This is a genomic window from Qipengyuania sp. MTN3-11 (assembly GCF_042851825.1).
In the GTDB taxonomy this organism is placed as follows: domain Bacteria; phylum Pseudomonadota; class Alphaproteobacteria; order Sphingomonadales; family Sphingomonadaceae; genus Qipengyuania.
Window position 1 is genome coordinate 932,169 of record NZ_BTGM01000001.1, and the last position, 19,444, is coordinate 951,612.

14 protein-coding genes and 1 pseudogene are annotated in these 19,444 nt (G+C 63.6%); 10 read left to right on the plus strand and 5 right to left on the minus strand.

The features are described 5' to 3' along the window. Nucleotides 1-293 precede the first annotated feature (293 nt). The 8 genes from ACGHN1_RS04455 to ACGHN1_RS04490 all read left to right on the plus strand — a co-directional run bounded on the left by ACGHN1_RS04455 (nt 294) and on the right by ACGHN1_RS04490 (nt 9,648). Entirely contained in the window at nt 294-1,589 is a 1,296-nt protein-coding gene (locus ACGHN1_RS04455; RefSeq protein WP_390548696.1) for a surface lipoprotein assembly modifier, read from the plus strand. A 576-nt stretch (nt 1,590-2,165) separates the two neighbouring features. Further along, nucleotides 2,166-2,855, plus strand: a complete 690-nt coding sequence (locus tag ACGHN1_RS04460; protein WP_390548698.1) for a hypothetical protein — start codon at nt 2,166-2,168, stop codon at nt 2,853-2,855. Nucleotides 2,856-2,915: 60 nt separating this feature from the next. Further along, entirely contained in the window at nt 2,916-3,800 is an 885-nt protein-coding gene (locus ACGHN1_RS04465) for an SH3 domain-containing protein (protein ID WP_390548700.1), read from the plus strand. Nucleotides 3,801-3,873: 73 nt separating this feature from the next. Then, nucleotides 3,874-4,572 (plus strand): response regulator transcription factor, encoded by a 699-nt coding sequence (locus ACGHN1_RS04470; protein ID WP_390548702.1) that lies wholly within the window; start codon nt 3,874-3,876, stop codon nt 4,570-4,572. 68 nt (nt 4,573-4,640) lie between these two features. After that, nucleotides 4,641-5,918 carry a sensor histidine kinase gene (locus ACGHN1_RS04475; protein WP_390548704.1) on the plus strand — a complete coding sequence of 426 codons (1,278 nt, stop codon included), beginning with the start codon at nt 4,641-4,643 and terminating at the stop codon, nt 5,916-5,918. After that, nucleotides 5,915-6,490, plus strand: a complete 576-nt coding sequence (locus ACGHN1_RS04480; RefSeq protein ID WP_390548706.1) for a hypothetical protein — start codon at nt 5,915-5,917, stop codon at nt 6,488-6,490. Before ACGHN1_RS04475 ends, ACGHN1_RS04480 begins: the two co-directional genes overlap by 4 nt. Continuing rightward, nucleotides 6,397-9,471: a CHAT domain-containing protein gene (locus ACGHN1_RS04485; protein WP_390548708.1), complete on the plus strand. Its 3,075-nt coding sequence runs from the start codon at nt 6,397-6,399 to the stop codon at nt 9,469-9,471. Before ACGHN1_RS04480 ends, ACGHN1_RS04485 begins: the two co-directional genes overlap by 94 nt. Before the next feature lie 27 nt (nt 9,472-9,498). Continuing rightward, a complete protein-coding gene (locus ACGHN1_RS04490) occupies nt 9,499-9,648 on the plus strand; it encodes a hypothetical protein (protein ID WP_390548710.1) in 150 nt (49 codons plus the stop codon). 36 nt (nt 9,649-9,684) lie between these two features. On the opposite strand, the gene ACGHN1_RS04495 is transcribed toward ACGHN1_RS04490, so the two are convergent. Both ACGHN1_RS04495 and ACGHN1_RS04500 read right to left on the minus strand, forming a co-directional pair. Beyond that, complete coding sequence (locus tag ACGHN1_RS04495; RefSeq protein ID WP_390548712.1) at nt 9,685-11,196, minus strand: PAS domain-containing protein; 1,512 nt, start codon at nt 11,194-11,196, stop codon at nt 9,685-9,687. A 273-nt stretch (nt 11,197-11,469) separates the two neighbouring features. Further along, nucleotides 11,470-12,804, minus strand: a complete 1,335-nt coding sequence (locus ACGHN1_RS04500) for a molybdopterin molybdotransferase MoeA (protein WP_390548714.1) — start codon at nt 12,802-12,804, stop codon at nt 11,470-11,472. Between the two features lie 20 nt (nt 12,805-12,824). On the opposite strand from ACGHN1_RS04500, the pseudogene ACGHN1_RS04505 reads away from it, so the two are divergent. Further along, nucleotides 12,825-13,010: pseudogene (locus tag ACGHN1_RS04505) on the plus strand (4-hydroxy-2-oxovalerate aldolase); the annotation flags it as partial. Between the two features lie 26 nt (nt 13,011-13,036). Next, a complete protein-coding gene (locus tag ACGHN1_RS04510; RefSeq protein ID WP_390548716.1) occupies nt 13,037-13,291 on the plus strand; it encodes an SDR family oxidoreductase in 255 nt (84 codons plus the stop codon). Nucleotides 13,292-13,420: 129 nt separating this feature from the next. On the opposite strand, the gene ACGHN1_RS04515 is transcribed toward ACGHN1_RS04510, so the two are convergent. Genes ACGHN1_RS04515 through ACGHN1_RS04525 form a run of 3 tightly spaced genes read right to left on the minus strand, consistent with a single transcriptional unit; the run spans nt 13,421 to nt 19,314 of the window. Next, complete coding sequence (locus ACGHN1_RS04515; RefSeq protein WP_390548718.1) at nt 13,421-14,872, minus strand: efflux transporter outer membrane subunit; 1,452 nt, start codon at nt 14,870-14,872, stop codon at nt 13,421-13,423. Beyond that, nucleotides 14,869-18,147 (minus strand): multidrug efflux RND transporter permease subunit, encoded by a 3,279-nt coding sequence (locus ACGHN1_RS04520; protein WP_390548720.1) that lies wholly within the window; start codon nt 18,145-18,147, stop codon nt 14,869-14,871. Before ACGHN1_RS04520 ends, ACGHN1_RS04515 begins: the two co-directional genes overlap by 4 nt. A 3-nt stretch (nt 18,148-18,150) precedes the next feature. Next, nucleotides 18,151-19,314, minus strand: a complete 1,164-nt coding sequence (locus tag ACGHN1_RS04525) for an efflux RND transporter periplasmic adaptor subunit (RefSeq protein ID WP_390548722.1) — start codon at nt 19,312-19,314, stop codon at nt 18,151-18,153. Nucleotides 19,315-19,444: the final 130 nt, after the last annotated feature.

A 19,444-nucleotide genomic window follows, 5' to 3' on the forward strand; every position in this document is an offset into this window, starting at 1 on the left:
CAACTTCGTCACTTCCTTAACACGCATTGTCAGCAGACGGCTCGTCGTGCGCGTTCGATACTCCCTCGGATCCAACTGCATTGGAAGATCTCGGGGGTGCCCTTGGGCTTTGACACGATTGTTTCGGCCTTAGCTGCCGGGAAAAAATACACGGATCTACATCCCGAACCTTCGACCGGTGTCGAGAAGCCATCGAGGCTTTTCGGATCCTTCAGATTCGACCGTGTCCAAAGCGCGCTTGGATCGACGTGATCCGCGCGCTGATCCTTTTTTGCGGAATTCTTGCTATTCCGGTGGCTACGGCGGCGCAGGAACCTGGAAGCGCGAGCTCCCCGTCACCTGCAACGCCCCCCAAGCTCGATGCCATCGAGGTGTTCGAACTGGCCGAGGCTGCGCGCAACCGGAATGACTTCGCCCTCGCCGAGAGTGCCTATCTCGCGCTGACCCGGGATCCCGATCTCGAAGTGCGCACCGAAGCGAGGTTCCGGCTCGCCAAAATGTACGCGGACAGGATGGACAAGCCGCGCGTCGCGGCAATTCTCCTGCGTCGTATCCTGGACGACAAGCCGGACGCGGTTGCCGTTCGGCTCGAACTTGCGCGGCTTCAAACGGTGTTGGGCAATTTTTCTGCTGCCGAGCGCGAGCTGCGCATCGTGCAGGCAAGCGAATTGCCACCTCAGGTGCAGCAATTGGTTCGATTCTACGCAGGCGCGCTTGCCTCGGGCAAGCCCATGGGGGGCAGCATCGAGATCGCCATCGCTCCCAGCACGAACATCAATCGTGCAACCACGCGCACGACGCTCGACACGATCATCGGCGATTTCGCCCTCGACGAGGATGCGCAGGTGCGTTCCGGCATAGGGCTGTCCCTCCGTGGCCAGGTCTATCGTCGCATTCCCCTTAGCTCCCGGGCAAGAGTGCTCATCCGCGTCTCGGGCGATGCAGACCTCTACAGGAGGCGCGCGTTCAGCGATGTTTCCGCTGCCTTCCAAGCCGGGCCAGAGTGGGTGTGGGGACGAGACCGGCTCGCGCTTTCCGCGGCGGTGGCTCACCGTTGGTTCGGCTTCGAACCCTACCTGTTGAATTACGGTTTGACCGGATCGTGGCAGCATCCGCTGACGCGTCGGCTTCGAACGAAGTTCGATGCCTCCGGAACGAGGGAAGAAAACCGGTCCAACCCGTTGCAATCGGGGGCGCGAGCGGCACTGTCAGGAGGGCTGGATGCGGTGCTGAGTTCGCGTACGGGAGCTGGCTTTTCGCTGTTCGCAAGCCGGTTCGTCGCCCGCGACCCGGGCTATTCCATCTGGTCGGGCGGCGCTGGATTTTACGCATATCGCGAGCTGGGTCCCATTACCGCAGTGGTGGATGCGAACTACAGCATGTTGGAAGCCGACAAACGGCTCCTCCTCTATCCCGAACGCCGGCGCGACCACCGCTTGGCGGGGAGCGTATCGGCGACCTTTCGCAACCTTCGCGTCCTTACCTTCGCTCCGCTCCTTCGGATGCGCTGGGAGCGCAATTTCTCGACCGTCGGCATCTTCGATTTCCAGCGCGTCGCCGGCGAGTTCGGCATCGTCTCTGCATTCTGACACCAATTTATCGATCCACAGGGGAAAATGATGACCAAGAAATCAATGCTCGCCAGCTGTTCCGTCGCCGCGATGAGCCTGGCTCTCGGAGGCTGCTTTCTCGACGGGAACGGAAACTCGAACATGGCGATGAACCCTCCGCCACCGGTCGGAACGCCAAGCCCAACGCCAACGCCTACGCCGACGCCCACACCGACTCCGACGCCTACACCGACGCCTACACCGACGCCTACGCCTACGCCCACACCGACGCCTACGCCCACACCGACGCCTACGCCCACACCGACGCCAACCCCGACGCCTACACCGACTCCGACTCCGACTCCGACTCCGACGCCTACACCGACTCCGACGCCTACACCGACGCCTACGCCTACGCCTACGCCTACTCCAACCCCAACCCCGACACCCACTCCCACGCCTACTCCGCCACCAACTGGGGGCTTCCCGACGCCTGTTCCCGGCGCGCCAGGCGCGCGCGGATTGGGAGCGACCACGGCGACGACATACGACGCCCCGGTCTCGAGTTTTCGTCCGGGTTTGAACGGGACGTTTTCCGGCCTCGACTTTTCGCCGATGGCGCGCGGACCTGCCGAAGGAACGAGGGTCGAATACGACGGATCGGGCGGTTACACGATCACCCGCAACGATGGGCAGGCCGTGACCTTCGGCGATGCCCAGATCATCGAAGAGCTTCAGACCGCGACGCAATATCGCGTCACGAACAACGGCATTCAGAACGATATCGTCCTGTCGAAGGTTCAGGCGCCACCCGTGTCCGGAAGGCTCAGCCTGACCTACCATGTGATAGGCGTCTGGACGCAGGTGAACACGACCAACCCCGGCGACATTCGTACCAATGAATTCTTCGTATTCGGGAACAAGACGCAAAATCTGCCAACCGGCACCGCGACCTACGACCTGACCGATGGTATCGGGCTCACCGGGACGGATCGTACCTTCACCGCCTACAACTTTCTGCCGAACTCGACGGGATCACTCAGCGTCGATTTCGGAGCGGGTAGCCTGTCGACCAACCTCAATCTGATCGGTCTCGACGAGACGAACCAATCGACGCGCGACTTCGGCAGTTTCAGTGGCTCGGGGAATATAACTTCGGGGGCCGACTTCTCCGGCATCTTTGCCGCCGGAGGGGAGTTCTTCGGATCCTTCTTCGGTCCCGCGGCCGAGGAGGTGGGCTTTGTGGCCGCTCTCGATACGCCGCAGCTTCAGGCCTCGGGCACCGTTTCCGGGACCAAGGACTAGATGGCGTCCGCTTCCACTGAGCCACAGCCAACCACACCATCACAGGAACAGGGGGATAACATGACCAAGCGATTCTCACCTCTCTCGATCGGGGCCGCCTTATTGGGATGCGCCATTGCGGCCCCCGCCATGGCACAGGGCGACGACCTCGCGCTGACCGCCTGCCCGGAAAGCCTCGGGACTATCGCGGTGGTCGATGGCGACACCCAGGGCTGGTCCGAATACGGGCTCGGCAGCCCGCGCGAACTCATCAATTCGCTGGCGGTCGAATCAGGGTGCTTCACCCCTCACGGCGCGGCGGCCGGCGTACCAGCGGACTTCCTGATGAACGTGGTTGCGGGCGACAGCGAGGAGGTCGACAAATCGATCGAGCTTGCCAAATCCGCGGCAATGGAAGGTCTGGTGCGTTCGGGGGCCGCATCGGCAATGTTGTCGAACGTCCCGCTTGCCGGTTCGGTTCTCGGCATGTTCGGCGGATTGGGCGGCAAGAAGAAGCGGGTCGCCGCCGGTATCAAGGTGCTGGATCCGGCATCGGGTCTGACCATCGTAACCGGCAGCGGCGAAGTCCGTAAGTCCACGCTCAACTTCGGCGGCGGGACGGCTTGGAACGCCGGGGCCTCCGCTTCGGGTTACGGGCAGAGCAAGGATGGCAAGATGTTGGTCGAGGCCTTCGTCATCGCTTTCAACGAAGTGGTCGCGCAGAAGGGGGCGATCGCGGCCGTGTCGAAAGCACGACCTGGGCCGTCGGCCGCCCCTCAGTCCGCAACTGCGACCGTGGCTGTCGATACGCTTCTGCGTGCCGCACCCGATGCCGCCGCCGCCGAAGTGCGTTCGCTTCGCGCCGGCACCGAGCTCACGGCCACCGGCGCGCGCGATGGTCTGTTCATCGAGGTGGAGGACAACTACGGAACCAGAGGCTGGGTATCGGTCGAAGATCTTGGCTGACGATCCTGCGTCTTGTCCCGGATTGCGAGCGGTGGCACCCTCGGCAACGGCGCAGGGACTTTCGGGAGGAGACATGGGGGCAGCACTGGACAACATGCGCATCCTCTATGTCGAGGATGATGCGCGCGCTGCTGCGGAAGTGCAGGATCTTGCGGTCGAGCAAGGTGCCACGATCGTATGCGAATCCAGTGGGGCAAGCGGTTTGCTGCGTGCGGGAATGGAGCCCTTCGATGTCGTCATCCTCGACCGCATGCTCGGCGATCTCGACGGCCTGACTATCATCCGCCGCCTGCGCGAAAGCGGGGTGGGAACACCCATTCTCATGCTGTCCGCACTGGGCCGCACGGTCGATCGCGCGGAAGGACTGGAAGCCGGCGCCGACGACTATCTTGCCAAGCCGTTCGAGGCCGACGAGCTGTTTGCCCGGGTAAAGGCATTGCACCGTCGCGCCACCGGTCGCGAGCACAGCGCGGTCATCCTCTACGGCGCGTTCGAGTGTCACATGAAGGCCCGGACCGCCTTCCGACAGAACCGTCACCTCCCCCTCAGTCCGCGCGAATTCGGACTGTTTCGCTACTTCATGGAGAATGCCGGCGAGACTGTCACTCGCGAGATGCTCCTGCGCGACGTCTGGGGCATCGCCTTCGATCCCCAGACCAACGTCGTAGACGTCAACATCGGCCGTCTGCGGCGCAAGCTCGAAGACGGTTTCGACACTCCTGCCCTTGAGACGATCTGGGGTTCGGGCTACCGGCTTCTCGACGGGCGGTAGGGCTGGCTTTCTCGACGTCCATCTTCACCCGCCTCGTATGGCTGGCCATCGGACTTTCCGTTCTGCTGGTGGCCGGCTTGTGGGTGGTGACCGACCAGACCATCCTCTCCACCAGTCGGGCCTCGGCAGAGGAAGCGGTGGATGTCGATCTGGCCGGTCTGGTCGACATCTATGCCAGCGGCGGTCAGGCGGAGCTAGAACGGCGGATCGGCGATCGTCTCGCGATCACTCCGGTTGGACGAAGCCGGGCTCACTATCTCCTGGCCGATGGCGCTGGAAACCCGATCACCGGGGACCTGGAGCGGTGGCCGGATCTCGATCCCAAGGTTTCGGAACTGAATTCCGTGACAGTGATGGAAGATGTTCCGGTTCTGGCACGGGCGACATACCTCGGTCCGGACCTGCGGCTCGTGGTCGCCTACGAGAGCGATCAGGCCGATCCTCTGCGGCACCGGGTGGCCCTGGCGTTCCTGGCCGGAGGCACGGTCTTCGTGCTGCTCGTTGCCCTGTTCGGAAGGCGAGCAGCCTACGGATTGCAGTCGAGGATCGAGCAGATCAACGCCGCGTTCCGGGTTCCGGAGACGGCACCGGCAATCTCGGCGCCTCGTCATACCCGTCGCGGCGACGAGATCGACGAACTTGCCGATCATAGCGCCTTGGCCCTCGAGCGGGTCCGGCGGTTGCTGGCAGCTTACCGCGAATCCTCGGATCAGCTTGCTCACGAAATCCGCACGCCTTTGATGCACCTCGATCAACGACTGGTCAAAGCGCTTGCCGAGCCACTGCCGTCAAGTGTCTCTTCCAAACTGGTCGAAGCGCGCGCCGAGATCCGCAGAATCGTCCGCATGCTCGAATCGCTGCTCGACATTGCCTCAAGCAAAGCGCGCAAGGGCGACCGCCACGGCCTGTTACCCTTCAACCTCAGCGAAACGATCGAGCGGATCTGCAACCTCTACGCCGACAGCGCCGAGGAATCGGGGCACGCCTTCGATTGGCAAATCGCACGAGACGTGTGGTTCGATGGTGAGGACATCCAGATTTCGCGTATCGTCACCAACCTTCTCGACAACGCGTTCAAATATGTCCCGGGAGGGGGGCGGATCGTGCTCGCGCTGGAGAAGGGACCGGTCATCACCGTCAGCGACGATGGTCCCGGGATCCCGCCCGTAGACGCGGACCGCATTTTCGAACGCTTTTATCGCCGCGGAGGCGAGAACACATCGACGACCGGCAGCGGTCTCGGGCTCGCCGTGGCCCGCGCCATTGCCGAACGTCACGGATTGACGCTGACCCTCGAGCCCAGCGATAAGGGAGCGCGCTTCAGGGTAGCAAGGGGGATACCATGACAGCCCGACGCATTTTCCTCGGCGCCGTGATCTTCGCTGCATCCTGTCAGGTGCCCGCGGATTTGGCCTCGCAGACAGTTTCCAGCGCCGCGTCGGATGGGGCCAGCGACCGTGTCGCGGACGCCCTGGTCGAAGCCGATGTCGCTTTCGCCAATCGTGAGACGGAACGGTTGCGGCAAGCGATCTGGACTCTCGATGCGCTGGGCGCGCAGCCACGGGACGAAGCCGGGTCGATGCTCTTGCGCGAATGGAAAGCGTCCCTCCCTCCCGGAGACATTCCGACGCGAGGCAGGACTCTGGGACCGGCGTTCCTTTCGGGGGAAGTCGCCCCGAACGCCACCATCGATTTCGAACAGACCTTTCTGGCGGGGCAAAGAGCGGAAATCGCTGCCCGTACCCACGGCGGGACGCCGATCGGCCTTACGGTCATCGACGGCCGCGCCAAAACGCTCTGCGCATCGTCCGGAAACCGCATCCGGTGCCGGTGGACGCCGCCGTACACGCAGCGCCACCTTATCCGTATCGACAATCCGCGCAGCGCGACGGTCAAATATTTCATAAGCTTCATCTAGGGATAGCAATGGCAAACCCTGCGAACATGCGACCGTTCCTGTGGCCGGCCCTTGGCAAGTTGCTTTTGACCTTATCGCTGCTGTTCTGCCCTGCGGCGCTGCTGTCCGAACCGGGGAATCCGTACGATACGGAACGCCCGGAATTCGCGGCCCTTGCCGAATTGGAGGAGCGCGCGGCGAACCTGACGCTCGGTGCCGAACAGGATGCCTCAGCGCGACGGCGGACCATCGAAGCTTGGCAAGCCCTCGAGGCTGCTGCTGCTCGCGAAATTCTGTCCGATGGACAGCCCCATCCGCTGGTCCACGCGAGCAAGGTCAAGATCGCTTCGCAGCTCTACGCTCTGGGAGAGAACGGGGCCGCGCGAGAGCGTCTCGAGGCGGGCATCGACAGCCTTCGGCCGTATCAGGCCTATTATCCCGGGACCTGGGCGGAGGGATTGGCCCTCCTCGGGGTCCTGATGACGCAGGATGGAGATGGCGAAGCGGCGTGGCCTGTAGTGGTCGAAGGATACAGGAGCTTTCTCGAGACATCGGGAACCGGTGCCCGCTCCGACGAGGACGACGGCCTCGCCATGTCAAGGTCGAACCTGGAGTTCGCACTGGCGGAGATCGCCGCGCGAACCGGTCGCTCCGAGGAAGCGGTCGCCTTCCAGAAAACCAGTCTCGAGACGCGTGAAGCGGCCCTGGGCCCGAACCACCCGGATACGATCGCGAGCTACTACGGTTACGCGGGCGCATTGCGCCGGGCGGGGCGGATGGAAGAGGCGGAGCGGACCGCCCGCCTCGCCGTCGAACGGGCTGTCGAGCACATGGACAGTTCCCACCCTTCCTACGCGCGGGCGCTCGAGATGCTCGGGATCGTCCTGTCGCGGAGTGGCAGGCCGATCGAAGCCACCGATTACCTTGTTCGCGCCCTCGAATTGAAGAGAGAGCACGAGGGGTCCGACAATCTGGTTTTCGGCTACGGCATCCACAACCTCGCGACGATCCTGTTGCAGCGCGAACGATACGCGGATGCATCGCCCCTGTTCGTCGAGGCAGAGGCTCTCTTTCGGCAAAAACAGGGTGAAGACAGCCCTTACGCGATCGGTTCGCTGGCCTATGCGGCGCAGATCGATTTTGCGGAAGGGCGGGCCGGAGAAGCGGTCGGTAAATTCAGCGCGCTCGAAAAGCGGCTCGGCGATCAAAGCAGCGATCTCGATATGCAGCGACGGATTGCGCCGGATTTCATCCGCGCTCTCCTCGCCACCGGTGACACGCGTGCAAGTTCTGTCGCACAAGACTTTCAAGCGAGCGTGCTGCGCACCGAACAGCCCGATCCCATCCTCCTGCGCCTCGCCCATACCCTCGCCGCACGGACTGCTGCGGATGGCGACGCGAAGCCCGCAGGCTCTGCCATTACGGAGGCGCGCGGTCTTGTAGAACTGCTTGAGCGGCGCGGCACGGCCGAGATGCGTGGAAATGTTCCCGCAGAAGAGCGCAGCGCCCTCGATCTGGCGATGGAGATCGCCGCGAGGCAGAACGATGCACCCCTGATGCTTTCGGCAATGGCGCTGCTAACATCGTCGGCGCTATCTCAGGCCACGGTCCATCGCGCAGATCGTATGCGGGAGGACGATCCCGCGTTTGCCGAGGCCTTGCGAGCCCTGCAGGATGCGGACGCAGCGGTCGAAACGGCAGACGGCATGCTGCTTCAGGCTTTGGCGAACGGAGAGCGCACCCTGGAAATGCGCACCGCACTGGAATCGGCCTCCGCCAGACGGGAAGCTGCGCTGTCTCTTTTGAAATCCGACTTTCCGGCGTGGTCGATGACCAGCGAAGGCATGGGTGCTCCGAACCTGAGGGACCTGCGAAACGGTTTGCAACCGGGCGAAACCCTGCTTGCGGTGGTGCCTGCTTATTCCGGCCTCTATATCCTCCTTGTCGACCGCCAGGGTGCCTTGGCAACGAAGGCCGGAGCCGGGAGAGCCCAGGTGGTGGCGCTCGCACGAAGTCTCCGCGACGATATCGTCACCGGCCGCGACGACGAGGAGAAATCCCGCGAACTGGCGGCGGCGATCCTAACGCCTTCCGTGCGCGCGAGGCTTTCGGGTCAAACCTCCCTCAGAATCCTGGCAGGCGGTGCACTCGCCTCCTTCCCCTTTGCTGTGCTCGACTGGGCGGAGAACGAACCGGGTGTATCGCGCAGGCTGATCGACCGCTTCGCGCTGTCGCATGTGAGCGGCTTCAACCTGTTTCCAGCCTCCGCAGACAAGGACCGGAAACTGGCCCGCTTCGTGGGCTTCGCGGACCCCGCCCCGTTCGGCGGTGCCGAGCCGGAGATTCTCCGCTCGCAACCGATGCGCGGGATTTCCGGCTTCTTTGATCGTTCCGGTCCCGATGAAACGGCCCTGGCGCGTCTTCCGCGGCTCGACGCATCCCGGAAAGAGGCTCTCGATGTCGCCCGGCTTTTCTCTTCGGGAAGCGCCTCCGTCCTTGTCGGCCAGGAAGCAAGCGAGGGAGCTTTGAGCGATCCAGGCATTCGGCAGGCCGACGTCGTACTGTTTGCCACCCACGGCCTGGTGGCTGGGGAGATCGAGGGTATCGCCGAGCCAGCGCTGGTTCTCGCCGCCCCCCAACAACCGGCGTCGGAGGATGGACTTCTTACCGCCAGCGAGATCGCCGATCTGAAATTCAACGCCGATTGGGTCATTCTTTCCGCGTGCGATAGCGCCGCCGGGATGGGGGGCGGCTTGCCTGCCTTCTCAGGTCTTGCCCAGGCGTTCCGATATGCCGGGGCAAACTCCCTTCTGGTAACCCACTGGCGTGTGCGAGACGATATAGCGGCCTTCGTTTCGCGCGAAACTCTCCGCCGATGGCAGGAGCATGGAGACAAGGCTAAGGCATTTCAGGAAGCAATTGTTGCGCTGCGCGATAAAAGCGGAATTCCAGATGCAGATCGTCCGGCTTTTTGGGCTCCGTTCGTTCTTATCCAAGGCTGACCGGATCGCAAGATCACGCGCGTCGGTATGCTCGACGATGACACGCAATCCTACGACCAGGCCCTGAGTATCGCGGCCGGTTTCATGGTGATGGCTTTTATCGCCTACCTGGCGATCCCCGGCGCCAAGACGGTCGAAGCTTCCGAAAAAGGGAAACGGCGAGAGCCGGATCGATGAATATTCCGAGCATCACGCTTGAGGCCGGTTCGCGAGCTATTGTTCGAAAGCCTTGCCGGACGCCGTTCCGACATTCTTGAAACGCGCAAATGTTCGCCCCAGTCCGGCGCCTTGAGGATTCTTGGCAATCGCGAAGCTGATCGAATACGCGAATCCTTCGGATTTGAAGCTGATCTGCGGCCGCGATCCTCCCCCACCGAGGCCTCGCTCGATCAGGCGACTGCCAAATCCCTTATGGCGGGGTTCCGAGACGACGGGCCCTCCGGTCTCCGTCCACGCAAGCAGCACCGTGTCGGTGTCATTGCGATCGTCGATGCGCCAGCTCAGCAGTACCTGGCCGCTCTCAGCGGAAAGCGAACCGTGTTTGAGCGCGTTGGTGGCCAGTTCGTGGATTATCATTGTCAGACCCAGCGCAGTCTCCGGCTCGAGCAGGTGTTCCGGACCCTCCAATTCGATACGAGCGACCGCCTCCCCGACGGCGGCAGAAAGGGTCGATCTCAACAGGGCCGGCATCGAGGTCGGGCCCCAGTTCTTGCTGGTCAACAGGCCATGCGCGGTGGACAGGGCGGATAGTCTGCCCGAAAACACTGCCAGCGCCTTCTCGCTTTCCGGAACCAGGCGGAACGACTGCTTGGCGAGCACCTGAACGACGGAGATCGTGTTTTTGACCCGGTGCTGAAGCTCGTTGATGAGCAAGACCTGCCGTTCCTCGAACTCGACCTCGTCGGTGACGTCGTAGCCTTGTACGATGATGCCCGACACATCCCCCATGGAGCTCTGGATGGGCTGAAAAATGAAGGTTAGCAGGCGAGTGAAGCCGTCTTCATTCGCTCCCACGTTCAAGACCACGGGCTCGCGTCTGCCCAGATAGGGCTCGCCGCTACGGTAAACCTGATCCAGGATATCGACGAAACCCTGATCAACGACCTCGGGCAGCGCATCCGCGACCTTCAGGCCGACCAGATCGTCTCGTCCGACCAGGCGATGGTAGGCAGCGTTCGCCATCTGAAACACATGATCCGGTCCACCGAGAACAGCCACGAAACCCGGAGCCTGGTCGAAAAAGGCGTGAAGCCGATGGCTCTCGCGTACCAAGCTCTCATTCGTCGACTGGACCTTTTCGGCCCGCCGGATGAGATCGGCTTCGTCCCGCAAACGCTTGAGGCCCTGCAACTCCGTCACGTCGACGGTGTGCTGGAGGATATATGCGAGCTCACCGCTGCCGTTCGGAATGGGGGTGTGGGTGGCGCTCCAGAAGCGCGTTTCCATCGAGCCGTCAGCCGCCGGGATATCATACCGGATCAAAGCTATTTCATCGGCCTCCGCAGTGCGCAGAACACGCTGCAGGGAGTCATTCAACAGCCGAAAACTTTCCGTGTCGGGTTCGCTCGGGAAAGCATCGAACATCTTCTGGCCGACGAGTTCGTCTCGCTCGCGCATGGTCGCGGCCAGGTATGCCCGGTTCATCCACACCAGCCGAAGATCCTTATCCAAAACCACGTAGGGATTGGGCGAGGCGTTCATCATCGCGGAAAAATCAATGTCCAAACCGAACCTCTGTCATCCGACCGCTGGGGAAAAGCGTGTCGCGCGAAACAGGCCCGCAATCAAGATGTTGACGTCTCTAATTACGGCGATCCAGTGCGGGGCGAGCTCGGTGGCACAACCCCCGACCGCGGAAAGCCTTTGGTAGGTCGTGGACCGGTCTCCACCCCCGCAATCGCGCGGGCAAGCGCAGGCCGGCTCACATCGCTGGCGCTGGCGCGGAGCGACTGGGCGCCGATCGTCGACGCCCCGCAACGCCGATTCCGAACGGCACGTCTAGAACGGGAGCGCGGATACGATCTCCCCGTGGCCAACCGCGTCTGCGCCTGTCGGACGGCGGATCAACCAGTCGCTCGCAGCCAGCGGTGCCTGTGCCCCGCTTTCCTGGTTCCGGGCAGGTAGCAGGCCGTGTTCGGTAGAGCGCGCTCTCACGAAGGTTTCGCGGGTTCCGTTGGCAGGAAGGCCGCCGCAAAGGACCTGCGGAAGGAAGCGGGTCGCCTCCGCCGCGTTCCCTCCCTGCAGGGCCACCAGCAAGGGAGCCAGGAACAATCTAGCCGTAACCATCGCCGACGTCGGGTTGCCCGGCAAACCCAACACCGGGGTACCATCGGCGAGTCCGAACCACACCGGCTTGCCCGGTTTGATCGCGACCTTGGAAAACGTCTCGTCCATTTGCGAGCCGCCGAACATCGGACGGGCGAAGTCCCGTTCGCCGATCGAGGCGCCTCCGATAACCACCACGCAATCGGCCTTGGCGATGGCATTGCGCGCAAGAGGAGCAAGTATGTCTAGGTCGTCCTGGCCATGCACGCGTTCGATCAGGGTCGCCCCCCACGCAATGGCCAGCGCCGCGACGCCATAGCTGGCGGACTCGGGCAGAGAATGGAGCGACTTGCGTGCGCGGCCGGGCTGTTCCAGTTCGTCTCCGGTCGCAATGATCACGATCTGGGGCTGGCGGACGAGCTCGACCTCGCCAACATCCGCACCTGCAAGCGCCACCAGCGCGCGCGGTGTCAGCCGCTGGCCCTGTTCCAGCAGCACGTCGCCCCTGGCGAAATCGCCCGCTCGCAAGCGGATGTGGGAGTCTGGCCCGAACCCTTCGGCGAACCTGACCCGGGCGCCGTCCCGATGCGCATATTCCTGCATGATCACGCAATCCGCGCCTGGGGGGACATGCGCTCCTGTGAAGATGCGCGCCGCGTCGCCTTGGTGAAGTTCCCCCGCGAAAGGCGCACCTGCGGCCGCCTCCCCCACCACCGTCAGCCATTGTCCAGGTACCGCGTCGGCCCGACGCAAGGCATAGCCGTCCATGGCTGAAACATCGGCGCGCGGTGCGTCGATCGCGGCTCTTACCGGCTGCGAAAGAAATCGACCCCCGGCAGCGTCGATGGCCGCAGTCTCGGCAGGCAAGACGGGCGCCGTATCGAGCATCAAGGCCTGGGCGTGATCATAGCTTATCATTCGAAAGGCCGTGCCACTCCGTGCGTCCGAGTGGAACCGTTTGTTCGGCGTGCCCCGAATGGGAGAGGCTGGCGAGCCGATTTCAGATGACCGTTCCAGGGCAACGCCAACTCGGGTGGGGTCAGAAGCCTCGGCACACCCGACTTGCATGCTAGCTTTCTTTCTGCACTGTGGATCGTGTCGTTCTCACGACGCTGCTGCTCCCGGGGATCGGTACGGTGCACGATTTGCGGGAAGCCCACGCGATCGGCATGCGCTCGGTTCGGGTCGCGACGCATTACACCGAGGCGGACGTGAGCCGCCAGCACATCGAAGCCGCGCGCAATCTCGACATGGACGTGGCCGGCTTTCCAATGCAGCGCGCGCCGGGCTTGCCAATTTCATGCTGGGCCTGGTGCCGCAGTTCGCGAGCCACAATGTGACGATCAATAACCTGCTACCCGGACCCTTCGACACCGGTCGACTGCGCGGATCGAAGGATATTGCCCGGTATCTGACCACGAACAATTCGGCTGGCCGGGTAGGCGATCCTATGGAATTGGGCGCGATGTGCGCCTTTGTATGCAGCGCTCACGCCGGTTACCTTACGGGTCAAAACATCCTGATGGATGGCGGAAAGTATCCAGGTAATTTTTGAGAAGCGATGCCTATTTTTCTTTCAAAGTCAGAAAGCTCCTCTTTTGTCCTTGGAAATCCGGTGCCGCAGTGCGTCGAGCTTCGCCGCAAACCTCTTCATTCCACGGCAGTTCCCTGCTCGGGTATGAGTTCATTCGTACGAAACGACTTCGCCAAAACCGCCGCCGAGCGCTACGAACAGCGTTGCACGGTTCTGTAGCCAGGCGCGCTCGGTGGTCAGTAATTGCTGGCGCGCGCTGAACAGGTTGCGTTCCGCATCCAGCACTTCGAGATAATCCGCCACGCCTTCGCGATAGCGCAATTGGGCGATCCGCGCGATCCGCTCCTGCGCGGTCACGGCGCGACGCAGGGTTTCGACCTGCTCGGCAAGATAGCGCCGCCCGGCCAGCGCGTCCGACACTTCACGAAAGGCCGTTTGGACGGTGCGATCGTAATTCGCGACCTGCTCCACTTCCAAGGCCCGCGCCAGATCGAGATCGGCCTCTCGCGTCCCCCAGTCGAAGATCGGCAGAGAGATGGCGGGCCCGAAGCTCCAGGCAAAGCTGTCGCCCGAGAACAGCCCGTCGAGGCTACTCGAGGCCAGACCGGCATTGCCCGTCAGTGAAATGGTCGGAAAGAAAGCGGCACGGGCCGCGCCGATATTGGCGCGTGCGGCCCGCAACTGCTCCTCCGCCGCGACGATGTCGGGACGGACCAGCAGGAGGGTGGAGGGAAGCCCGGTATCCAGTCGGCGTTCATCACCCTGCGCCGCCAGGCTCTGCCCTTTCGGAATGTCGGCAGGTACCGACCCGCCGACCAGGACGGCGAGCTGATTGCGCAGTTGCGCCAGGGCCAGCCTTTCGCTCGAGACCTGCTGTTCGGCCTGGGTCAACAACGTTTCCGCCTGTCTGTAAGGCAGTGCGGAAGTCACGCCGTTGTCGAGCCGCAATCGTGCGATCCGGAGACCTTCGCGGCGGCTTTCGGCGGTCGCTTCCGCCAGCGCGATCTGCTCTTCCGTCTCGACGATTTCGAAATAGGTGGTCGCAGTGTCGGCTATCAGCGAGAGGTAGAAGGCGCGCTGAGCCGCGACAGTGGCGAGATATTCGGCGCGCGCTGCTTCCGAAAGGCTCGCGATCCGGCCCCAGAAGTCCAGCTCGAAGCTGCTCACTCCCACGCCGAGGTCGAACCGGTCGAAGGTGACCGCGGCCGGCGCGCCCTCGACATCGCCGCTGTCGAGCGAGGGATTGACGCCGAGCGGCTGCCGGGTGCGGCTGGCCCCGGCATTCGCGACCACCGTTGGCAGTCGGCGGCTATCCTGGATGCGATAGCGCGCGCGGGCCTGTTCAACCCGCGCGGTCGCGGCAAGCAGGTCGCGGTTGTTCTCGAGCGCGCTGGCTATAAGGCCCCGCAGGCGCGGATCGCCGAACCAATCGCGATAGGACAGCTGCGATGCAACCACGCTGCCGTCGGGCGCATATTCCGGGTCGAAGACCGGTTCGGTGGCGAGTTCGGGGCGGCTGTGTTCGGGCGCCATGCTGGCACAGCCGGCGAGCAGGATGGAGGCGAGCGCGGCAGCGAGAAGTCTCTTTGCAGAGAAGATCATCGATCGTCCTCCCTGTCGTCGGTCGGCTTTTCGCGGGGGGCCTCCGGGCCTGTCAGCGGTCCGGTATGGTGTTCGCTCCCTTCATGACCACCGGTCGCGACCGGGCGCTTGCGGCTGACGTTGCGCCGTACCAGCAGATAGAGCATCGGTATGAGGAAGATGCCGAGCACCGTCGCGGCGATCATCCCGCCCATCACGCCCGTGCCCACCGCGATCCGGCTGGCGGCGCCCGCACCGCTGGCCAGCACGAGCGGGACCATCCCCATCGTGAAGGCGAGCGAGGTCATGATTATCGGGCGCAGCCGCAGCCGCGCGGCGGCCTTGACCGCTTCGATCCGGCGTAGGCCGCGCTCTTCCTCCTCGATGGCGAATTCGACGATGAGGATCGCGTTCTTGGCCGCCAGGCCGATGATGGTGATCAGGCCGACATTGAAATAGACGTCGGCGGACAATCCGCGCAGCATCGAAAACAGCACCGCGCCGAGCACCCCCATCGGGACGATCAGGAGAACGGCAAGCGGAACCGCCCAGCTTTCGTAAAGCGCGGCGAGCACCAGGAACACGACCACGACCGAAAGGCCCAGCAGCAGGCCGATCTGGCCCCCCGCCTGCTTTTCCTCGTAGGAGATGCCCGTCCATTCGTAGTCGATGCCCTGCGGCAGCTGGCCGGCCAGCCGTTCCATCTCGGCAAGCGCGGCACCCGAGGATTGTCCCGGTGCGGCCATTCCAGACAAGGTCATTGCGGGGTAGCCGTTGTAGCGCGCCAGGCTGGCCGGCGCAGCGGACCAGTCGGCGCTGGCGAAGGCGCTGAAGGGCACCAGCTCGCCCTCGGCATTGGGAATGCGTAGCGCCAGCACGTCCTCGGGAGTCATGCGATAGGGCGCGTCGGCCTGTACCAGCACTTGCAGCACGCGGCCTTGGCGGTTGAAGTCGTTGGCATAGGCAGAACCGAAAGCGATCGAGAGCGCGGCGTTTACATCGCTGAGCGACAGGCCGAGCGCGCGCGCCTGGACCCGGTCGATGTCGATCGACACTTCCGGGCTGGGGCCCTGGTCCTCCGGCCGCAGATTGGCGATCACCGGGCTTTGCGAGGCCATCCCGAGCAATTGGTCGCGCGCAGCGGTCAGGGCCTCGCGGCCCAATCCGCCGCGGTCCTGCAGTTTCAAGGTGAATCCGCTCGCCTGACCCAGGGATCGGATCGCCGGGGGCTGGATCACGAAGGCGATCGCGCCTTCGATCTGACCGAACACGCCGGTGGCCTCACTCAGGATCTCGTCCGCCGCGCTGCCTTCGGCCGTCCGTTCCCCCCACGGTTTGAACGATGCAAACATGATCGCGTTGTTCTGGCCCGATCCGAAGAAGCTGAAACCCCGCACCACGACGAGGTTCTCGAGCTCCTCGCGTGCCAGCCACCAGGCCTGGATCGGTTCGAGCGCTTCGTCAGTCCGCTCCTGCGTCGCGCCCGGCGGCGCCTGAACGGCCGTGATCAGGAACCCCTGGTCTTCCGTGGGCAGGAACGCCGAGGGTAGCCGCACGAACAGCAGGATCGTCACGAGACCGAGTGCCAGAAACACCGCAAAGGCTCGCCACGGGCGCGACAGGATGCGGTCATTTGCACGACCGTATTTCTCCTGCATGCGCGCGAACCAGCGGTTGAACCGCCCGAAGAAGCGCGCCGCCGTATTCCGCACCCGCGCCCACTGCCCGCGCCATCCGGGCTGTGCTTCCGTTTCCCGATCGACCGCAATCTCGCCGCCTTCGCCATGTCCGCCGGCGATCGGCTTGAGGAAGGTGGCGCATAGTGCCGGGGTCAGAGATAGGGCCAGGAAGGCGGAGAACGAGATCGCAATCGCAAGCGTCACCGAGAACTGGCGATAGATTCCCCCAGTCGATCCGGGGAAAAAGGCCATCGGCACGAACACCGCAATCAGCACCAGGGTGATGCCGATGATCGCTCCGGTGATCTGGCCCATGGCCTTTCGGGTCGCCTCGAGCGGCGGCAGTCCTTCCTCGCGCATGATTCGCTCGACGTTTTCGATCACCACGATCGCATCATCGACCAGGATGCCGATCGCCAAAACCATGCCGAAGAGCGAGAGGACGTTTATCGAGAATCCGAACAGCCAAAGCCCGAGACACGCGCCGGCCAGTGCGATCGGCACGACAAGCGTCGGAATCAGCGTGGCGCGCCAGTTCTGAAGGAACAGGAACATGACCAGGAAGACCAGCACCATCGCCTCGACCAGCGTCTTCACCACTTCTTCCACCGAGGCTTCGACAAAGGGTGTGGTATCGTAGGGGATCGACCAGTCGACGTCGCCTGGCAGACCTGCGGCCAATTCCTCCATACGCTCTTTGACGCCTTCGGCCGCCGCCAGCGCGTTGGCGCCCGTCGCGAGCTGGATCGCCATGCCCGCCATCGGCCTGCCGTTGAGCGTGGTCGAGGTGGCGTAGGTCTGTGCACCGATCTCGACCCGCGCGACTTCGCCTAGACGAACGACCGCGGCTCCGGTGCTAGCCCGCAGGATGATGTCCTCGAACTCCTCGACGGTCGTAAAACGTCCATCCGTGGTGATCGTGGCGGTGATCTGCTGTCCGTCCGCGATCGGCTTCGCACCGATCGATCCGCCTGCGGTCTGAACATTCTGTTCGCGGATCGCGGCCAGCACGGCGCTGGGGGACAGATTGTAGGAAGCGAGTGCGTCGGGATCGAGCCAGATGCGCATCGCGTATTGCGATCCGAACAGGGTGACATCGCCCACTCCGCCCACGCGGCGCAATTCGTCCACCACCTGCGTGGCGGCGATGTTACCGAGATCCGTTGTGTCGAGCGCGCCGCTCGGCGATGTCAGCGCAACGATCATCAGGAAGCCCGCGTTCGCCTGACGCACGGTTATGCCCTGTCGGCGTACCTCCTCCGGCAGACGGGCCTCGACCGTGCTCAGGCGGTTCTGGACCTCGGTTTGCGCGATATCGATATCGGTCCCGGCCTCGAAGGTCAGCGTAATGGATGCGGTGCCGTTCGAGGCACTCGAAGAGGACATGTAGAGGAAGCCCTCGACCCCGTTCAGCTGCTGCTCGATCACCTGTGTGACGTTCTGCTCCAGCGTTTCGGCATCGGCTCCCGGATATACCACGTTGATCGCGAGCGATGGCGGCGCGACCTCGGGGTACTGTTCGATCGGCAATGCGCGCAGGGCGATGATCCCGGCCAGCAAAATGCCGAGCGAGACCACCCAGGCGAAAATGGGACGATCGATGAAAAAGCGGGCCATGCCTTAGGGCGCTCCGTCCTTGCGGGCGGGTTGTCGCGATGCCGCGTTCCGACCGGTCGGAGTCTGGAGCACCTGTACCGGCGTGCCGGGGCGGATTTTCTGCAGGTTGCTGACGATAACCCGGTCGCCGACCCTAAGACCGCTTTCCACGATCCAGCGCCCATCCACCATCGCGCCCAGACTTACCGGACGTATTGCCGCCTGGCCCCGGTTGTCGACGACGAAAACCGTGCCGCCGTCCTCCGTCAGTGACACGGCGCGCTGCGGCACGGTCAATCCATTCTGGACCTGGCCGGCAAAAATTCGGGCGCGCACGAACTCGCCCGGCAGCAAGAGATTTTCAGGATTGGGGAATTCCGCGCGCAGTTCGACCGTACCGGTCTGCTGGTCCACCGAGTAGGCGAGGAAATCGATGTATCCGGGGATCGGATATTCGGTCCCGTCGCTGAATGTCAGCCGGACCTCGACCCGGTCGTTCTCGTCGAGGTCGATCTCGCCCGCCGCGATCCCGCGGCGGATGTCCAGCACTTCGCTGGCTGCCTGTGCGAAGCTCACGTAGACCGGAGAGATCTGTTCGATCCGGGTCATGAGCGTACCTTCCGGCTGGCTGACGAGCGCGCCTTCGGTAACCTGAGCCCGGCCGACCCGGCCCGCGATCGGCGCGCGTACGGTCGTGTAGCCGAGCTGAAGCGAGGCGGCCTCGAGCTGCGCGCGAATCTGGGCAACGTTGGCCTGCGCCTCGCGAGAGGCAGCGAGCGCGGCGTCGTATTCCTGGCCGCTGATCGCATTCTCATCGACGAGCGGAAGGTAGCGATCGACCACCGCGCGGGCGTTGGCGGCAGTCGCCTGCGCACGTTGAAGCGCGGCCTGGGTCTGGGCGTAGCTGGCGCGCAATTCGCGCGGGTCGATCCGAAAAAGCCGTTGGCCAGCGCTGACACTGCTTCCTTCGTCGTACATGCGTTGTTCGACGATCCCCGTCACGCGCGCGCGGACCTCCGCCACGCGCACCGGCTCCACCCGCCCGGGAAGCTCGATCACGTTCGGCACGGACTGGCTGGCGATCGTCACGATCCGCACTGGCACCGTCGGCTCTTCGGGCGGAGCTTCCGCGTCGGAGCAACCGATGAGCAACAGGCACGCGGCCAGACCAGCGAGAACATTCTTCATGACGGGGTCGGCTTTCGAAGGGATCGAAACAGGATGGGAACGCTGTTCCCAAAAGGTTCACAGTGCGGATGGAATGGTGTAATAGTTATTACACGCCTTGCTCGCAACCCGTTTTCCGAAGGCCTTGAAA

Bases quoted from the DNA above. Each gene is read 5' to 3' on its own strand.
- ACGHN1_RS04520 (WP_390548720.1), bottom strand. From the start codon at position 18,147: ATGGCCCGCTTTTTCATCGATCGTCCCATTTTCGCCTGGGTGGTCTCG.
- ACGHN1_RS04465 (WP_390548700.1), top strand. From the start codon at position 2,916: ATGACCAAGCGATTCTCACCTCTCTCGATCGGGGCCGCCTTATTGGGA.
- ACGHN1_RS04510 (WP_390548716.1), top strand. From the start codon at position 13,037: ATGCTGGGCCTGGTGCCGCAGTTCGCGAGCCACAATGTGACGATCAAT.
- ACGHN1_RS04500 (WP_390548714.1), bottom strand. From the start codon at position 12,804: ATGCAAGTCGGGTGTGCCGAGGCTTCTGACCCCACCCGAGTTGGCGTT.
- ACGHN1_RS04525 (WP_390548722.1), bottom strand. From the start codon at position 19,314: ATGAAGAATGTTCTCGCTGGTCTGGCCGCGTGCCTGTTGCTCATCGGT.
- ACGHN1_RS04490 (WP_390548710.1), top strand. From the start codon at position 9,499: ATGCTCGACGATGACACGCAATCCTACGACCAGGCCCTGAGTATCGCG.
- ACGHN1_RS04480 (WP_390548706.1), top strand. From the start codon at position 5,915: ATGACAGCCCGACGCATTTTCCTCGGCGCCGTGATCTTCGCTGCATCC.
- ACGHN1_RS04515 (WP_390548718.1), bottom strand. From the start codon at position 14,872: ATGATCTTCTCTGCAAAGAGACTTCTCGCTGCCGCGCTCGCCTCCATC.
- ACGHN1_RS04470 (WP_390548702.1), top strand. From the start codon at position 3,874: ATGGGGGCAGCACTGGACAACATGCGCATCCTCTATGTCGAGGATGAT.
- ACGHN1_RS04460 (WP_390548698.1), top strand. From the start codon at position 2,166: ATGGCGCGCGGACCTGCCGAAGGAACGAGGGTCGAATACGACGGATCG.